The 16000-nt window shown below is 69.6% G+C and carries 15 protein-coding genes; 10 read left to right on the plus strand and 5 right to left on the minus strand.

All coding sequences use genetic code 11. The annotated features are described in order from the left end of the window. Positions 1 to 67: 67 nt before the first annotated feature. The 3 genes from ACWDUD_RS08505 to ACWDUD_RS08515 all read left to right on the plus strand — a co-directional run bounded on the left by ACWDUD_RS08505 (position 68) and on the right by ACWDUD_RS08515 (position 4351). Positions 68 to 1438, plus strand: a complete 1371-nt coding sequence (locus ACWDUD_RS08505; protein WP_450109043.1) for a cryptochrome/photolyase family protein — start codon at positions 68 to 70, stop codon at positions 1436 to 1438. A 67-nt stretch (positions 1439 to 1505) separates the two neighbouring features. Then, positions 1506 to 2870 carry a TIGR01777 family oxidoreductase gene (locus ACWDUD_RS08510; RefSeq protein ID WP_450109044.1) on the plus strand — a complete coding sequence of 455 codons (1365 nt, stop codon included), beginning with the start codon at positions 1506 to 1508 and terminating at the stop codon, positions 2868 to 2870. Further along, on the plus strand, positions 2867 to 4351 hold the full coding sequence (locus ACWDUD_RS08515; RefSeq protein WP_450109045.1) for an SDR family oxidoreductase: 1485 nt from the start codon (positions 2867 to 2869) through the stop codon (positions 4349 to 4351). Before ACWDUD_RS08510 ends, ACWDUD_RS08515 begins: the two co-directional genes overlap by 4 nt. A 69-nt stretch (positions 4352 to 4420) precedes the next feature. On the opposite strand, the gene ACWDUD_RS08520 is transcribed toward ACWDUD_RS08515, so the two are convergent. Both ACWDUD_RS08520 and ACWDUD_RS08525 read right to left on the minus strand, forming a co-directional pair. After that, a complete protein-coding gene (locus ACWDUD_RS08520; protein WP_450109072.1) occupies positions 4421 to 4990 on the minus strand; it encodes a lipocalin family protein in 570 nt (189 codons plus the stop codon). Positions 4991 to 5034: 44 nt separating this feature from the next. Continuing rightward, positions 5035 to 5703: a fasciclin domain-containing protein gene (locus ACWDUD_RS08525; RefSeq protein WP_450109046.1), complete on the minus strand. Its 669-nt coding sequence runs from the start codon at positions 5701 to 5703 to the stop codon at positions 5035 to 5037. A 178-nt stretch (positions 5704 to 5881) separates the two neighbouring features. Between ACWDUD_RS08525 and ACWDUD_RS08530 the strand changes: the two genes are divergently transcribed. From ACWDUD_RS08530 to ACWDUD_RS08560, 7 genes are all read left to right on the plus strand, one after another. Continuing rightward, positions 5882 to 6514 (plus strand): dienelactone hydrolase family protein, encoded by a 633-nt coding sequence (locus tag ACWDUD_RS08530; protein ID WP_450109047.1) that lies wholly within the window; start codon positions 5882 to 5884, stop codon positions 6512 to 6514. Continuing rightward, on the plus strand, positions 6504 to 7835 hold the full coding sequence (locus ACWDUD_RS08535; protein ID WP_450109048.1) for an NAD(P)/FAD-dependent oxidoreductase: 1332 nt from the start codon (positions 6504 to 6506) through the stop codon (positions 7833 to 7835). The genes ACWDUD_RS08530 and ACWDUD_RS08535 overlap by 11 nt, the downstream gene beginning before the upstream one ends. Then, a complete protein-coding gene (locus ACWDUD_RS08540) occupies positions 7832 to 8569 on the plus strand; it encodes a DUF1365 domain-containing protein (RefSeq protein ID WP_450109049.1) in 738 nt (245 codons plus the stop codon). The genes ACWDUD_RS08535 and ACWDUD_RS08540 overlap by 4 nt, the downstream gene beginning before the upstream one ends. After that, the gene (locus ACWDUD_RS08545; RefSeq protein WP_450109050.1) at positions 8566 to 9843 is read left to right on the plus strand and encodes a class I SAM-dependent methyltransferase; all 1278 of its coding nucleotides are present in this window, start codon (positions 8566 to 8568) and stop codon (positions 9841 to 9843) included. The genes ACWDUD_RS08540 and ACWDUD_RS08545 overlap by 4 nt, the downstream gene beginning before the upstream one ends. Next, positions 9840 to 10709, plus strand: a complete 870-nt coding sequence (locus ACWDUD_RS08550) for a DUF1295 domain-containing protein (RefSeq protein ID WP_450109051.1) — start codon at positions 9840 to 9842, stop codon at positions 10707 to 10709. The genes ACWDUD_RS08545 and ACWDUD_RS08550 overlap by 4 nt, the downstream gene beginning before the upstream one ends. Before the next feature lie 82 nt (positions 10710 to 10791). Further along, positions 10792 to 11361 carry a sigma-70 family RNA polymerase sigma factor gene (locus ACWDUD_RS08555; protein WP_450109052.1) on the plus strand — a complete coding sequence of 190 codons (570 nt, stop codon included), beginning with the start codon at positions 10792 to 10794 and terminating at the stop codon, positions 11359 to 11361. Beyond that, positions 11358 to 12113, plus strand: a complete 756-nt coding sequence (locus ACWDUD_RS08560) for an anti-sigma factor (protein ID WP_450109053.1) — start codon at positions 11358 to 11360, stop codon at positions 12111 to 12113. The genes ACWDUD_RS08555 and ACWDUD_RS08560 overlap by 4 nt, the downstream gene beginning before the upstream one ends. Positions 12114 to 12204: 91 nt before the next feature. Here the strand turns inward: ACWDUD_RS08560 and ACWDUD_RS08565 are convergent, their stop codons facing one another. From ACWDUD_RS08565 to ACWDUD_RS08575, 3 genes are all read right to left on the minus strand, one after another. Beyond that, entirely contained in the window at positions 12205 to 12906 is a 702-nt protein-coding gene (locus ACWDUD_RS08565; protein ID WP_197252354.1) for a hypothetical protein, read from the minus strand. 180 nt (positions 12907 to 13086) lie between these two features. Next, positions 13087 to 14703: a LuxR C-terminal-related transcriptional regulator gene (locus tag ACWDUD_RS08570; RefSeq protein ID WP_450109054.1), complete on the minus strand. Its 1617-nt coding sequence runs from the start codon at positions 14701 to 14703 to the stop codon at positions 13087 to 13089. A gap of 37 nt (positions 14704 to 14740) precedes the next feature. After that, positions 14741 to 15844: a flavin-containing monooxygenase gene (locus tag ACWDUD_RS08575; RefSeq protein WP_450109055.1), complete on the minus strand. Its 1104-nt coding sequence runs from the start codon at positions 15842 to 15844 to the stop codon at positions 14741 to 14743. Between the last annotated feature and the right edge of the window lie 156 nt (positions 15845 to 16000).

Raw genomic sequence — 16000 nt, forward strand, 5'->3', positions numbered from 1 at the left:
GTCTGCGGGTTCTGCGGGGCTGCCGAAGTCGTGTGTCGTCGTGTGCCGATCCGGGCACACTGGACGGGTGAGTAGCCCCGCACTGGTCTGGTTCCGCCGCGACCTGCGGCTGCAGGACCTGCCCACCCTGCTGTCTGCCGCCGACACGGCAGACAGCGCGGCCGCGGTGTTCGTGCTCGACGACCGGCTGCTGCGGCCCTGCCCGCGCACCGCCTTCCTGCTGCGGTGCCTGCGCGCTCTCGACGACGACCTCGACGGACGCCTGCTCGTCGTCCGCGGGGATCCGGTGACGGTGATCCCTCGGCTCGCCCGCAACCTCGACGCGGCATCGGTCCACATCAGCGCCGATTACGCCCCGTACGGGTCGCGCCGGGACCGGGCCGTCGAGGATGCCCTCGGCGACGTGCCGCTCGTGCGGACGGGATCGCCCTACGCGGTCTCACCGGGCAGGATCCTCAAGGGCGACGGCAGCCCGTACCGGGTCTTCACGCCGTTCCGGAAGGCATGGCTCGAGCACGGGTGGCGGGCACCGGCCCGTACCGGCGCGTCGACGGTGGCGTGGATCGACCCGGACGGCGTCGACGGCAGAACGTCGATACCGGCCGACGACGACAGCCTCGGGGTCGCGTTGCCGCCCGCCGGAGAGGCAGCGGCACAGAAACGCTGGCAGCAGTTCCGCGACGACGCGCTGGACCGGTACGACAGCGACCGGGACCGCCCGGACCTGGACGGCACCAGCCGGCTGTCTCCGTACCTGAAGTTCGGGTGCGTGCATCCGCGCACCCTGCTGCACGACCTGCGCGACCGTTCCGATCCCGGCGCGACGACACTGCGCAGCGAACTGTGCTGGCGCGACTTCTACGCCGACGTGCTGCACCACCGGCCGGACACCGCCCGCCGCAACTACAACGACCGGTTCGACGACATCCGCTACGACACCGGCCCTGAAGCGGACCGCGCGTTCACCGCGTGGAAGCAGGGCCGGACGGGATTCCCGATCGTGGACGCCGGCATGCGCCAGCTGCTCGCGGAGGGCTGGATGCACAACCGGGTGCGGATGATCGTCGCCTCGTTCCTCACGAAGGATCTGCACCTGCCGTGGTGGTGGGGCGCCCAACACTTCATGGATCACCTCGTCGACGGCGATCTGGCCTCCAACCAGCACGGATGGCAGTGGACGGCCGGGTGCGGCACCGACGCGGCACCCTACTTCCGGGTGTTCAACCCGACCACCCAGGGCGAGAAGTTCGACCCGACGGGTGACTACGTACGCCGCTGGGTACCCGAACTGCGCGGCATTCCCGGCAAGGGGGTGCACCGGCCGCCGACCGCCACGTCACCGAACGGATCGTCCCCGGGCTATCCGGACCCGATCGTCGACCACACACACGAACGGCAGGTCGCGCTGGCCCGGTACGGCGAGATCGCGAGACGGTAGATCTACCCATCCGGGGACACCGCCGCCCCGAACCACCGGATACGACGAAGCTGATACGGAGGGGACCATGGGCATCGAGTATTCGAGCATCGTCGACGTGCCGCGCGACGAGGTCTTCGCCTGGCACGCCCGGCCGGGTGCGATCCAGCGGCTGATGCCGCCGTGGCAGCCGATGCGGGTGATCGCGGAGGCGGATTCGCTCGCCGACGGCCGCGCGGTGCTGGGACTTCCCGGTGGCCTGCGGTGGATCGCCGACCACCGGCCCGAAGACTACGATCCGCCCGCGCGCTTCGTCGACGAACTGGGCCGCGACGGTCTCACCTCGCTCCCCGCCGGTCTCGTCGCGTCGTGGCGGCACGAGCACATCTTCGAAGCGGTCGGCCGCGGCCGCACCCGCATCGTCGACCGGGTGGACACCCCGATCCCGGAAAAGCTTCTGCTGCAGACCTTCCGCTACCGGCACCGGCAGATCGCCGACGACCTGGACGCACACCGCTGGGCCCAGTCGCAGGGTGTGCGACCGGTGACGGTCGCGGTCACCGGGACCTCCGGGCTGGTCGGCACCGCACTGACCGCGTTCCTGACCAGCGGCGGATACCGGGTGATCCGGCTCGTGCGCCGAGCACCCCGCGATCACCACGAGCGGCAATGGGATCCGCAGGAGCCGGCCGAGGATCTGCTCGAAGGCGTGGACGCCGTCGTGCATCTGGCGGGTGCGTCCATCGGTGGACGATTCACCGACGAGCACAAGGCCGCGGCCCGCGACAGCCGGATCGAACCCACTCGGCTGCTCGCCGAATGCGCCGCGAACACCGCGAACGGACCGGCCTCGTTCGTGTGCGCGTCCGCGATCGGCCTGTACGGCTACTACCGCGGCGACGAGATGCTCGACGAGAACGCTTCCCGCGGTTCGGGATTCCTCGCCGACCTGGTCGCCGACTGGGAGGCCGCGACGAAAGCCGCCGAAGCCGGTGGCCTGCGTGTGGTCCACGTGCGCACCGGCATCGTGCAGACTCCGCGCGGCGGCACCCTGCAGATCCTGCGTCCGCTGTTCGCGGCCGGGCTCGGCGGCCGGCTCGGCGACGGTCGGCAGTGGCTGTCGTGGATCGACATCGACGATCTGATCGATGTCTACCACCGGGCGCTCGCGGACCCGTCGCTGTCCGGACCCGTGAATGCCGTTGCGCCGGAACCGGTCCGCAACGAGGACTACACGCGGATCCTGGCGAGCGTGCTGCACCGGCCGGCGCTGCTGCCGGTGCCGTCGTTCGGTCCGAAACTGCTTCTCGGCGACCAGGGTGCCCGTGAACTCGCCCTCGCCGACCAGCACGTCGTGCCGCGCCGGTTGCTCGAGGCCGGACACACATACCGACGTCCCCACATCGAGGACAGCCTGCGGCATCAACTCGGGCACATCCTCGAACAGACATGACTGCCCCGCTGCGCATCCTGGTCACCGGCGCCACCGGATACATCGGCGGACGGCTCGCCCCTCGCCTCGTCGCCGCCGGGCACCGGGTGCGGGTGCTGGCCCGCACCCCGGACAAGTTGCGTGACGTCCCCTGGGCGGGCGACGTCGAGGTGGTGCAGGGCGATCTCGACGATCCGGACTCGGTGGAGGCCGCGTGCCGTGACATCGACGTCGTCTACTACCTCGTCCATTCCATGGGCGGGCGAGGTGAATTCGCGGAGGCGGAACAGCGATCCGCCGAGCACGTCGCCGCGGCGGCGAAACGTACCGGCGTCGGCCGGATCGTGTATCTCGGCGGCCTGCATCCGAATTCCGACCGGCTCTCGCCGCATCTGCGGTCGCGGGAACAGGTCGGCCGGATCCTCCTCGACTCCGGGGTACCCACGCTGGTGCTGCAGGCGGGCGTCGTCATCGGGTCGGGTTCGGCGTCGTTCGAGATGATCCGCCACCTCGGCAACCGTCTGCCGGTGATGACCACACCCCGCTGGGTGAACAACCGGATCCAGCCGATCGCGGTGCGCGACGTGCTGCACTATCTCGTCGCGGCCGCCGACGCACCGCTGCCGCGCAGCCGGACCTTCGACATCGGTGGCCCCGACGTGCTGCGCTACGGCGAGATGCTGCAGGTCTACGCGGAGGTCGCGGGGCTGCGGCGGCGGCGCATCGTGGTGCTGCCGGTCCTCACCCCGAGACTGGCCGGACTGTGGATCGGCCTGGTCACCCCCATTCCCCCGTCGTTGGGGCGTGCACTGATCGAATCGTTGAGCACCGATGCGGTCGTCTCGGAGCACGACATCGACGCGGTGATCCCTCCCCCACCTGGCGGCACGACCGGATACCGGGACGCGGTCGCGCTGGCGTTGCGCCGCATCGATCGCGGCGAGGTGGAAACCACGTGGGCGAACGCCTCACCGGTCGGTGCACCCGCCGACCCGCTGCCGTCCGATCCGGACTGGGCCGGGGAGGTGGTGTTCACCGACGAACGCAGCCTGGACTGCGACTGCCCCGCGCGTGAGGTGTGGCCGGTCGTCGAGAGCATCGGCGGCGAGAACGGCTGGTATTCCTTCCCGTTGGCGTGGACGATCCGGGGCTGGCTGGATCGGTTCGCGGGTGGGGTGGGCCTGACACGGGGGCGCCGCAACCCGACGACGCTGCACACCGGCGACGCCCTGGACTTCTGGCGCGTCGAGCGGATCGACCGCTTCGAACTGCTGCGGCTGCGCGCCGAGATGCTCGCGCCGGGCGGGGCGTGGCTCGAATGGCGTCTCGAACCGCTGGACCCGGACCGGACACGCCTGCATCAGCGGGCGATATTCTTCCCCAAAGGACTTGCCGGCAGGCTGTACTGGTACTCGCTGCTGCCGTTCCACGGGATCATCTTCAAGGGCATGCTCGAGAACATCGCGGGCGCCGCGCGCCGGGAAGCCGGCGTGGGCGCATGAGACCGGCGCCGGGGTCGCATCCGAAGTTGCGATCCCGGCGCCGGTTCCTCAGCTACACAGTGCCTTCCGCTACACCGTGCAGAGGGGCTTGATCTCCTGCAATCCTTCCGTGGTCGGGGAGGTCAGCATCAGGCACGAGTTGTACCCGGCGTCCTCGACGACCGTGCGGATCTGTTGCCACGCAGCGCCGTCCACCACCGGCGAGCGCGACAGCACGAATCCGGACACCCGAGTCGGGTCACCGACGAGGGCCCACGAGTAGTCGTCGGCGAGGTAGGTGACGATGTAGTTGCTCGGACCGTCGAGCGAGTCCTGGAACGGCACACCCGGGAACGACACGTGCAGCGACGCGGTGTCGTTGACGCGGGCGTTGCCGACGATCCCGCGCCGCTCGCCGGTGATCGTCGTGCACGAATTCTCCACGCGCACATTGCGTTCGTCGAGAAGGGTGTACTGCGCGGTGGTGTCGCGAACACAGTCGATGTTGTACGGCGCAGGATTGGCGGCGAGCTGGTACCAGCCGCCGACGTACTGCGTCACGTCGAGCTGAGGAACGGGAGTCAGCGGCGCCGCCTGCGCGGGTGCCGCGACGAGGGCCGGACCCACCGCGGCGAGTGCCGCCGCGGCGAGTCCGAACATCGCTCGTTTCACGGGATCTCCTTTCGTCGGTCCGGGCACCGGAATTACTGCTGCGGCGGCAGCAGCACTCCGTCGATCAGGTAGACGGTGGCATTCGCAGTCTTGATTCCACCACAGATCAGGTTGGCGTCGTTGAACTTCCAGTCGTCACCCGAGCCGGTCACCGTCACGGTCCCGCCCTGGACGGTGGTCTGGTCACCCGCGATGTCGGCGGGAGCGATCTGCCCCGGAACCACGTGGTAGGTCAGGACATTGGTGAGCAACGCCGAATCCGTCTTCAGCGTCTCCACGGTGGCGGGATCGACCTTCGCGAACGCGTCGTCGACCGGCGCGAAGACGGTGAATTCGCCCCCGTTGAGGGTGTCCACGAGGTTCACGTCCGGGTTGAGCTGCCCGGAAACCGCTGCGGTCAGCGTCGTCAGGACCGGCACGTTCCCGGCGGCGGTGGCGACCGGCTGCTGTGCGAGCTCTTCGATCGAACCGGGTCCGGTCGGTACCTGCTCGGCGTAGGCGGCGCAGCCCGGGCCCACGAGTCCGGATGCCGCGGCCTCCGCGGTGGTCGTCGCTTCCATCGACGACATCGCCGAGGTCGCTGCCGAAGTCGCCGACTCCGTTGCGGAGTCGGAGTCGTCGGACGAGCACGCCGACAGACCCATCACTGCTGCGGCGCCGATTCCGATCAGTGCCATGCTCTTTCGCGTTCGAATAGCCATCGTTCGTCTTCCTTCCGTGGCGAGGGCCCGGGGGCTCCGTCGATCGGGTGTGTCACCGGTCATTCGCCACCGGTCGGGGGGCGGATGGGTCGGATCCGAAAGTTTTTTTCGAGAGCCGTTTCCGGGGCCGGTTTCTGCGGCGAGCCATCCGCCGCGTCTGCGGCTCCGAATGGCGGTCATGGAGATTCCTTCGAGCCGCGGCCGCGCCCACGTGCTGGTGCTGCCCGGCGGCAAGCCGGCGAGTACCGCGACCGCCCGGTGGTGGCACCTGTCGCAGCTGCGGATGTCGCTGCTCACCGAGTCTCTGCGGCTGCGGTTTGCCGGCACCGGCATCACCGTCCGCCAGGTGCAATACACGGTGCGGGGCTGGAACGGGAACGTCCGCAGCCCCGTGCAGGACGGTCTGCGTGCCCTCGACGAGATCCGCCGCCGCCGGCCCGATGCTCCCATCGGACTTGTCGGGCATTCGATGGGCGGGCGTGTCGTCGCACACCTCGCCGCGCACCCTCAGGTCGAGGCGGTGGTGGCGCTGGCCCCGTGGTGGCCGGACAACGACGGCGCCCTGATCCCGCCGGGCCGGCGGCTCCTGGTCGCCCACGGCACCGCGGACACGTGGACCGACCCGTCGGTCGCCGAAGCCCAGACGGAGGCCGCCCGCCGCCGCGGCGTGGATGCGACCTGGCTGCCGTTCCCCGGCGCCGGTCACTTCCTGCTCACCCGGCCCGAGCGCTGGCACGCCCTGACCGCCGATTTCCTGTCCGACGCCCTGACCCCGCCCACCCACTCCCCCGGAGGCTCCCGTGAAGCATGACCGGCCCCGTTCCGTCGCCGTGATCGGCAGTGGCGTCGCGGGCCTGACCGCGGCCCACGTCCTCGCCCGCCGCGACCGCGTCACGCTCTTCGAAGCCGACGCGCGTCTCGGCGGCCACGCCCACACCCACGACGTCGACCTCGGGAACGGGGTGCGGGTGCCGGTGGACACCGGGTTCATCGTGCACAACGACCGCACCTATCCGACGTTGCTGCGACTGTTCGACGAACTGGGCGTCGCCACGCAGGACACCGACATGTCGATGTCCATCCGGTCCGACGCGACCGGACTCGAATACGCGGGCGCAAAGGGTCTGCCCGGCCTGTTCCCCGACCTGCGCTCGCTGAGCCGCCTCCGCTACCTGCACATGCTCGGCGAGGTCGTCCGGTTCCATCGCCTCGCCCGTGCCCTGCTCGCCGAGAGCGGTGACCCCGGAGACGTCACTCTCGCGGAATTCCTCGCCCGGCATCGCTTTTCGCGGTACTTCGAGGAACACTTCATGACGCCGCTGGTCGCGGCGGTCTGGTCGTGCGATCCGGTGCAGGCCACCCGCTATCCGGCACGCTATCTGTTCACCTTTCTCGAACACCACGGCATGCTCACCGTCTTCGGATCACCGACGTGGCGCACCGTGACGGGTGGCTCGGCCCGCTACGTCGAGAAGATCGCCGCCGGGCTCGACGAAGTGCTCGTCCACACCCCCGTGCACCATGTCGAACGCACCGGCGACGGTGTCCGCGTGGTCGCCGGGGACGGGGACGCACGCGCCTTCGACGCCGCGGTCATCGCGACACACCCCCGGCACGCCCTGGCGATGCTCGCCCGTCCCACCACCCTCGAGCAGCAGGTTCTCGGCGCGATGCCGTACTCCGTCAACCACGCCCAGCTGCACACCGACACGTCGCTGCTGCCCCGCGCCGAACGCGCCCGGGCGTCGTGGAACTACCTGATCCCCCGCGACGGCGACGGCAGCGGCTCGGTGGTCGTCACCTACGACATGACCCGGCTGATGCGGATCTCCACCGTCACCGATCGGCGTTTCCTCGTCACGCTCGGCGGCGCCGACCGCGTCGACCCGGAGAAGGTGATCGCCGAGATGACCTACGAACACCCGTTGTACACACCGGAATCGGTGGCAGCGCAGCAGCGTCTTGCGGAACTCGGCAGCCCCACACTCGCTTTCGCCGGCGCTTATCACGGCTGGGGATTCCACGAGGACGGCGCGCGTTCCGGCGTCGAGGCGGCACGTCGTCTCGGTGTCGAATGGGACAGCGCCCCCACGAAGTTCCCGCACGCCGAGGCGGAGGTGCTCGCGCCATGACCACCCCGTCGCTCTACCGGACCCGGATCCGGCACACCCGCCACGCCCCGATCCGGCACGGCTTCGAATACCGCAGCTACAGCTGGTTCGTCGACCTCGACGACCTCCCCCGGCTCCCGCTGTGGTTGCGGCCCTTCGCGCGTTTCGACCCCGCCGACCATTTCGACGATCCGCAGCCGCGGGCGACACTGCGCGACGCCCTCGACGCCTACCTCGCGGAGCACGGCGTCGACCTGCGCGGCGGGCGGGTGACCGCCCTGCTCAACGCCCGGGTGCTCGGCTACGTGTTCAACCCGCTAAGCCTGTTCTGGTGCCACGACGACACGGGCGCTCTCGTGTGCGTGGTCGCCGAGGTGCACAACACGTACGGCGGCCGCCACTGTTACCTGGTGCGCACCGACGCCACGGGTCGCGCCGAGGTCGACAAGGCGTTCTACGTCTCCCCGTTCAATCCCGTCGACGGCCGCTACCACCTGTCCGTCCCGGAACCGGGGAACGAGCTGAAGGTGGCGGTCATCCTGCACCGGAACGGGTCGATCCCGTTCACCGCGACGATGCGAGGCCGGGCACAGCGGGCGACCGCCGCCACCGTCGCGGTCGCACAGCTCACCGATCCTCTTGCGCCGCTGATGGTCTCGGCCCGTATCCGACGGCAGGGCATCACCCTGTGGCTGCGCAGACTGCCCCTCGTCCCCCGGCCCACCGGCCACCGTCTCCAGGAGGAAGTCCGATGACCGCACCGGAACTCGACGACACCGCACCCGTCGTGGATGCGCACCGCTGGCCCGACATCGCCGGCGTCCGCGCCGACCGGCACGCACGGGTGGCCGGTGCGGTCGCCGACCGCCTGTTCCGCCGCGCCGCGTCCCGGCTGGATGTGCGCGTGGAATATCCCGACGGCACCGTGGTCGGTGCCGCAGCGCGGGGGCGGATCCTGCCGCGCATGATCATCCGCCGGCCCGAGGCATTCGCCCGGCGCCTCGGGACCGCGGGGCTCATCGGATTCGGCGAGGCCTACATGGCCGGGGACTGGGCGGCACCCGACCCGGTCGCGGTGCTCACCCCCTTCGCGGCCGAGGTCGACCGGTTGATCCCCCGCCCGCTGCAGCGACTGCGCCGCCTGTTCGTCGCCGGCCACCCTGCCGCGGAACGTAACTCGGAGAAGAACACCCGCTCGAACATCTCCCGCCACTACGACCTGTCCAACGACCTGTTCGAATCGTTCCTCGACGAAACCCTGACCTATTCGAGCGCCCTGTTCGACGAATTCCCGGCCCGCTGGGACGACCTCGCACAGGCACAGAGGCGCAAGATCGACCGCCTGCTCGACGCCGCGCGCGTCGGCCCCGGCACACGTCTTCTCGAAGTCGGCACGGGCTGGGGAGAGCTGAGCCTGCGGGCGGCGCAGCGCGGGGCGCAGGTCCGATCGGTGACGCTGTCGAGCGAACAGCAGGAACTCGCGCGCCTCCGCATCGCCGAGGCCGGGCTCGGCGACGCGGTGCAGATCGATCTGCTCGACTACCGCGCGATCGACGGCGAGTACGACGCCATCGTGTCGGTGGAGATGATCGAGGCCGTCGGTTACGACTATTGGCCCACCTACTTCCGCGTCCTCGACCGGCTGCTGCGTCCCGGCGGGCGCGTCGCCCTGCAGGCGATCACCATGCCGCACGAGCGGATGCTGGCGACCCGCGACACCTACACGTGGATCCACAAGTACGTCTTCCCCGGCGGGCTGCTGCCGTCCACCGAGGCGATCGAGACGATCACCCGGGACCACACGTCGCTGCGCACCGTCGACCGTCTCGGCTTCGGTGAGCACTACGCCGAGACGCTGCGGTTGTGGCGCGAACGGTTCACCGCGAAAAGCGACCGGGTCACGGCGCTCGGATTCGACGCGACCTTCCGCCGGATGTGGGATTTTTATCTCGCCTACTCGGAGGCCGGTTTCCGCTCCGGCTACCTCGACGTCCAGCACATCGTTCTCGCGAAGGAGGCCCGGCCGTGAGCGCCTGGAGCAGTTTCCTCACCGTCACGCTGGTCAGCCTTGCCGGGCTCGCGGTCCTGCAAGCGGCCACGTTCGCCGTCGGGCGCCGGATCGGCCGGTACAACGTCGTCGACGTCGCGTGGGGCGCGGGCTTCGTGTACGTCGCCGCGGTCGCGGCGGCGCTCGGCAGCGGCGACCCGGTCCGCCGTGTGCTGCTGCTCGTGCTCGTCGCCCTGTGGGGTGTGCGGCTGACCTGGCACATGCACCGCAAGTCCGCGGGCAAGGGCGAGGACCCGCGGTACACGGCTCTGCTGAACCGGGCCGGCGGCGCCTCCGTCGGCAACGGGGCGAGCGAAGCGACGGGAATCGCGATCGTGGTGCGGAAGATCTTCGTCACCCAGGGAGCCGCGCAGTGGTTCGTCTCCCTGCCGATCCAGGTGTCCGCGGTCGCCGGACCCACCCGCGGTCTCGGCACGGTCGCGCTGGTCGCCGGTGTGGTGCTGTGGGTCGTCGGGTTCGTGTTCGAAGCGGTCGGTGATCGGCAGCTGCGCGCGTTCAAGGCCGACCCCGCCAACCGCGGCCGGATCATGGATCGTGGGCTGTGGGCGTGGACCCGTCATCCGAACTACTTCGGTGACGCCACGGTGTGGTGGGGCCTGTGGCTGATCGCCGCGAGCGTGTGGCCGGGTGTGCTCACCGTCGCCTCGCCCGCGATCATGACGTACTTCCTGGTGTACGCCACCGGTGCGCGGCTACTGGAGCGGTCGATGTCGCGGCGGCCGGGCTACCCCGAGTACCAGCAGCGCACCTCGTACTTCCTTCCGCGGCCCCCGCGCCGCGCGCACGATGGATCTGAGAGTCATGTTCGCCCCCGCGCCACCGGCTGACACCGCACGCTTCCGTCACCGGAGCGAGTTGAGCTGCCCGATTCGCCCAGCTAGGCTTTCCGGCGATGAGCGGACACGGCCGATGACGGACGTCGGCGGCGGCACCGACACACTCGACGGACTCCTCGCGAAGATCGCGACGGAGGACCGGTCGGCCTTTGCCGAGTTCTACGACCTCACGCGCGCCCGTGCCTACGGCATGGTGCTGCGGGTGCTGCGCGATCCGGGATACAGCGAGGAAACGCTGCAGGAGGTCTACCTGCAGGTGTGGCGCACGGCCTCCGGGTTCGATCCCTCTCAGGGTTCGGCGCTGTCGTGGCTGATCACCCTGGCCCACCGCCGGGCGGTCGACCGGGTCCGTTCCGAACAGTCCGGCGCCGACCGGGAGGCCCGCTACGGGGCACTGTCCACGGACCCGGCGTTCGACGCGGTGAGCGAGGAGGTGGTGCGCCGCGACGACACGCAGCAGGTCGCGGACTGCCTCGGCACGCTCACCGATCTGCAGCGACAGTCGGTCGAGCTCGCGTACTACAACGGCCTGACCTACCGGGAGGTGTCGGAACAACTGTCCGCCTCTCTCCCGACCGTCAAATCGAGAATCAGGGACGGATTGCTCCGTCTGCGGAATTGCCTTGGGGGTGAGCAGCGATGACGAACAGCACCCATGCCGATTTCGGCGGTGACGACCTTCTCGATCTCGCCGCGGTCTACGCCCTCGACGCGGTTTCGGATTCCGAACGCGACGAGATCGAGGCACGCGTCGCCGGTGCGAGCCCCGAGGTGGCCGCCGCATTCGAGCGGGAGGTCCGTGAGGTCCGCGAGGCGATGGCGCAGGTCTCCGCCGTCGGCGCCGTGGAACCACCCGAACAGGTCCGGCAGCGTCTGCTCGAAACCATCGACACCACAGGCACTTCCGCGCCGGAGGCGACGTCTCGGCCGATTTCGCTCGAGCAGTACCGCAATCGGCGACGGAACTTCCTGCTCGCCGCCGCGGCGGCCGTGATCGTCGCCGTCGGTGCCATCGGCGTCGGATCGTGGGTCCGCCAGGACGTCACCCCTCCCCCGACGTCCGCGCAGATCCTCGCGGCCGACGACGTGCGCACGACGTCGGGCTCCATCGAGGGCGGCGGCACCGCGACCGTCGTCTACTCGAAGGAGGTCGACGCCGGGGTCCTGGTGATGAACAACGTGACCCCGCCGAGCGAGGGCACCGTCTACCAGATGTGGCTGATCGGCCCCGAGGGCATGACCTCCGCCGGCACCATGACCCCCGACGACGTCGCCCCGTCGACGACGGCCGTGCTCGACGACATCTCCGGCGCAACCGCATTGGGATTCAGCGTCGAACCGACCGGCGGATCCACCCAGCCGTCGAGCATCTTCGCCGAACTGCCGTTGACCTGACCCGGAGCCATCCGCGCGGTATCCGCGCGCCGGGAAGTCACCGGCACGCGGCATGCATCGCGCTCTTGTCTCGGCCGTCGGCGGCTGCTGGTCAGGGAGTCAGGACGCTGCGCGGCGGGCAGGCAGGACCCATCGGTCCGACCGGCACCCAGTCGAAGGCTCTGCGTTCTCCGTGCCGCTTCAACCAGAACTCGTCGCGAATCTTGGCGACGGTCGACGTCCAGCTGAGAGCTTCCTTCAAACCCTGGACACGGAACCACTCCTGCGTACCGGCCGACAGCTCTTGGACGAAGTCGCCGGGCTGTTGCATCGCCATGCCGGCGTATCTGGAATACGCTCCCCTGCTGTCCTTTCCGACGAACACATCAGGGTAGAGCTCACAGGCCAGCTCCCCAAGCGACTTGATGCGATGCGACGCCCGCACCGCGAACTCCACGGTCCGCTTGTCCCTTCGCAGCGATGCCCAGTCGACGTCGGGACGCACGAGCGGACCGGGCCCGGCCACAGGAGCCCACCGACGCTGTGTCCGCTGCTCGAGCCGCTTCGCAGCCCTGCGATCGCCGGACAACACCTCGATCCAGTCGACTGCGAGCTCGATCGCCTCGTCCTCGACGACGAAGACCGCGTCGTCGTCCACCGAACGGATCCCGGCGGGAATGTGTGCTTCGTCCACCACAGCCTGGGCGGTCGTGAAGACCCGTCCCATTTCGTCGACGAAGAGATCGGGGTGGACCTCACACGCCGCCACCCCGGTCGACGTGACCCGGTGAGTGACCTTGACCTCGAACACCATTTACCGCAAATCCTTTTCTGTCCTCCCCGGATAGGGTCCCCCCCGGGTACAGGAATTCGACGCCGGACACGCGGCCATCCCCTCGAGCCGCGCGACGCGAAGACAGCAGCGCGCGGCATACATCGCGCTGCTGTCTTGCCTGTCAGCGGTTGCGGGCGCACGACGGCAGCGGTCCACAGATCACAACAACCCGTGCTCGTGCGCGTAGGCCGCGGCCGCGGTGCGGGAGGTGACGTCGAGCTTCGTGAAGATGTTGCTCAGGTGCCGGGCCACCGTCTTCTCGCTCAGCACCAGCCGCTCGGCGATCTCCGGATTGCTGCAGCCGGTGGCGACGAGGCGAAGCACCTCGACCTCGCGTTCCGTCAGCCCGCCCGGCAGACCGTGCCGCAGCATCCGGTCGACATCCCGTCCGTCCGGTACGGCACCCAACCGGTCGAATATCCCACGGGCCGCGGTCAATTCCGCCCGAGCCGAGTACTCGTCGCCGATCTCCCGGACAGCGGTCCCGACGAGCACCCGCGACCGGGCGGCTTCGTAGGGTGCGTCGAGGTCCGTCCAGATCCGGCAGGCGTCCCGTGCGGAGCGGAGCGCGGATTCCGTTTCACCCGAAGCGAGTTCGACGATCCCGCAGGCGTACGCGGCCATCGCCCGCAACCCGATGCACCCGAATCCGGCGGACAGCTCCGTCAGTTCCCGGGCGGCGGTGCGTGCCTCGTCGATCTGGTGCCCGCCGGTCAGCACTTCCACGGCGGCCGGTAGCAACCGCGATCGCCGCACGGGATCCGGGGTTTCCGCGAGAAGCCTGCGGACCGCCGCGACAGCCTGGGATGTTCTCCCCCGGCACGACCACAGGAGAGCGAGACCCGGTTGGGGTTCGTAGCCGAGAACGGATGCTTCGGTGAACGCGGCCTCGGCCCCGTCGTACTCGCCTCGGATCCGTAGCACGTCGCCCTGTTCGGCCAGTGCGAGCCCGGCAGCTCCCGGGGTTCCGGTTTCCGCGTATCTCTGTGCAGCATGGGCGAATTCGTCGATCGCTTCCGGGAATGCCCCGTGCAATCGCAGGATCTGCCCGCGGTGGACCGCACACTGGCCGGTGAACGGGACCAGGGACGGCTGGGCTTCGCACCACCTGGTCAGGGCGGACGTCCACGACTCGGCCCGGACGAAGTCGGCCACCTCCTGGCAGGCCTCGATCATGGAGCAGTAGATCATTCCCGCGACGATCGGCGACACCTCGGAAGCCGCGACCCCGACCATCGCCTCGTCGAGCAGATCGAGCCCCTCGGGCACGTGCCCGGAATACATCAGCATGCGCCCTCTGCCCATCAGGCCCAACGCGATCAGGTCGGCGTTCCCGCTGCGGGACCCGGCGTCGCTCATCCGGTTCGCGGCGACCTCCGCACCTGCGATATCGCCGCCCGCGAGGTGTCGATGCATTTCGAACAACGAGAGGAAGCCCGTCGCCACGTCGTCGGACCGGTCCCCCAGCAGGCGCTGCGCCCTCGCGACCCAGCCGCCGGCCACGGCCATCTCCCCGCGCAGGCTCAGCACGAGGCACAACCAGCAGGCGAACCGAACCGCGCCGAGCGGGTTGCACTGCCGCACCTCGGCCGCATAGCCGCGCTGGAACGCGCGGACGGCGGCGTCGACTTCGCCGGAGAGAAAGGCCGCAGTGGCCAGGTCGTCGAGGTCCCCGGCGTCGAGGGTGCCGGCGCAGGAGAGCCGATCGAACGCCACGGCCCATTCGCGGCGTTCGAACGCCTCACGTGCCCGCGCCAGATCCTCCACGATGCCCATCGCGCGTCCTCCATCTCGGAGGATACGCGCGGTGGGGTCAGGCAGCGGCGGGTTGCGAAGCTGCCTCGGCGCGACGCGCACTGATCGTCCGGGCCAGGAACTCGGCGTCGTAGCCGACACCGGGCAGGACCATCGACCCGAATCCGTACTGGAACGAGAGCCCGCAGAAGTACAGACCCGGTGCGTCCGCGACCACGCCTCGCATTTCCTTCGGCCAGCCGTCGTCGCCGAACACGGGCAGATCGATCCAGTCGAAGACCTGACGGAAACCGGTGCACCACAACACATTTGTCACGTCGACGACGGTCCCGTCGGCGAGTAGCGGAAGGCCGTCCTGGACACCCACGATCCGGTCGGGCACGCGCGTGACACCGCGGTCACGGAGATCCTGCCGCTTGACCCGGATCATCGGCCCACCGTGGAATCGGATCTCGGGCATCGCCTTGCGCCCGATCGGCGTCCGCCGCGTGAGCACATGCTTGGCGACGAACACCATGACGGGGAAGACCACCCGGAACCCCGGGCTTTCCGGACGCACCGGGAGCTGGCCGCAATCCCGGCCACAGAGGGTCGTGGGATGGGTCGCGGCGACCTCGTAGGCGATGTCGGTGCCCGAGTGGGAGGCGCCGACGACGAGGACCGGCCCGGGCCGGAGCTGCGCGGGACGGCGGTACTCGCTCGAGTGGAGCTGCCGGATGGACGGATCGAGGTCGACGGCGAAGTCCGGCAGCTTCGGTGTGCGTCCGAAGGTGCCGGTGGCGACGACGACGTTCTCGGCGGTGATCCTCCGGTCCCCGCAGTCGAGGACGTAGCCGTCGTCCGAGGCGGAGAGCCGCTCGACCCGGGTGCGCATGCGGACCGGCAGCTCGAACGTCTCGGCGTACGAGTTCAGGTAGGCGGCGACGTCGTCCTTGCCGGGGAACGTCCACGGCCCACCCGGAAAGCGCAGTCCCGGCAGACTGTCGTATTTCGTCGGGGTGTACAGCCGGAGGGTGTCCCACTGGTTGCGCCAGTGGTCCCCGATGTGGTCGCTCGCATCGACGATCAGGAACGGCCGTCCCCGGCGACGGAGGTGGTAACCCGTGGACAGACCGGCCTGGCCTGCTCCGATGATGACGGTTTCGACATGTTCGGCGTTCATGGGAACCTCCGAGTGAGTACTGCTGTGAACGTCTCTCACGCTAGGAGCGCAGGCCGATCCGCCGCGTCGGGCGAATTACCCAACTCCCGACCGGGCGGATGGGCAGATCATCCGGCCCGAGCTACCGGCGCGCCGAGAAGACAGCAGCGCGCGGCA

It is taken from the genome of Rhodococcus sp. NPDC003382 (assembly GCF_053589135.1).

Bases quoted from the DNA above. Each gene is read 5' to 3' on its own strand.
- ACWDUD_RS08510 (WP_450109044.1), top strand. From the start codon at position 1,506: ATGGGCATCGAGTATTCGAGCATCGTCGACGTGCCGCGCGACGAGGTC.
- ACWDUD_RS08515 (WP_450109045.1), top strand. From the start codon at position 2,867: ATGACTGCCCCGCTGCGCATCCTGGTCACCGGCGCCACCGGATACATC.
- ACWDUD_RS08520 (WP_450109072.1), bottom strand. From the start codon at position 4,990: ATGTTCGGACTCGCCGCGGCGGCACTCGCCGCGGTGGGTCCGGCCCTC.
- ACWDUD_RS08525 (WP_450109046.1), bottom strand. From the start codon at position 5,703: ATGGCTATTCGAACGCGAAAGAGCATGGCACTGATCGGAATCGGCGCC.
- ACWDUD_RS08530 (WP_450109047.1), top strand. From the start codon at position 5,882: ATGGAGATTCCTTCGAGCCGCGGCCGCGCCCACGTGCTGGTGCTGCCC.
- ACWDUD_RS08540 (WP_450109049.1), top strand. From the start codon at position 7,832: ATGACCACCCCGTCGCTCTACCGGACCCGGATCCGGCACACCCGCCAC.
- ACWDUD_RS08545 (WP_450109050.1), top strand. From the start codon at position 8,566: ATGACCGCACCGGAACTCGACGACACCGCACCCGTCGTGGATGCGCAC.
- ACWDUD_RS08555 (WP_450109052.1), top strand. From the start codon at position 10,792: ATGACGGACGTCGGCGGCGGCACCGACACACTCGACGGACTCCTCGCG.
- ACWDUD_RS08560 (WP_450109053.1), top strand. From the start codon at position 11,358: ATGACGAACAGCACCCATGCCGATTTCGGCGGTGACGACCTTCTCGAT.
- ACWDUD_RS08565 (WP_197252354.1), bottom strand. From the start codon at position 12,906: ATGGTGTTCGAGGTCAAGGTCACTCACCGGGTCACGTCGACCGGGGTG.
- ACWDUD_RS08570 (WP_450109054.1), bottom strand. From the start codon at position 14,703: ATGGGCATCGTGGAGGATCTGGCGCGGGCACGTGAGGCGTTCGAACGC.
- ACWDUD_RS08575 (WP_450109055.1), bottom strand. From the start codon at position 15,844: ATGAACGCCGAACATGTCGAAACCGTCATCATCGGAGCAGGCCAGGCC.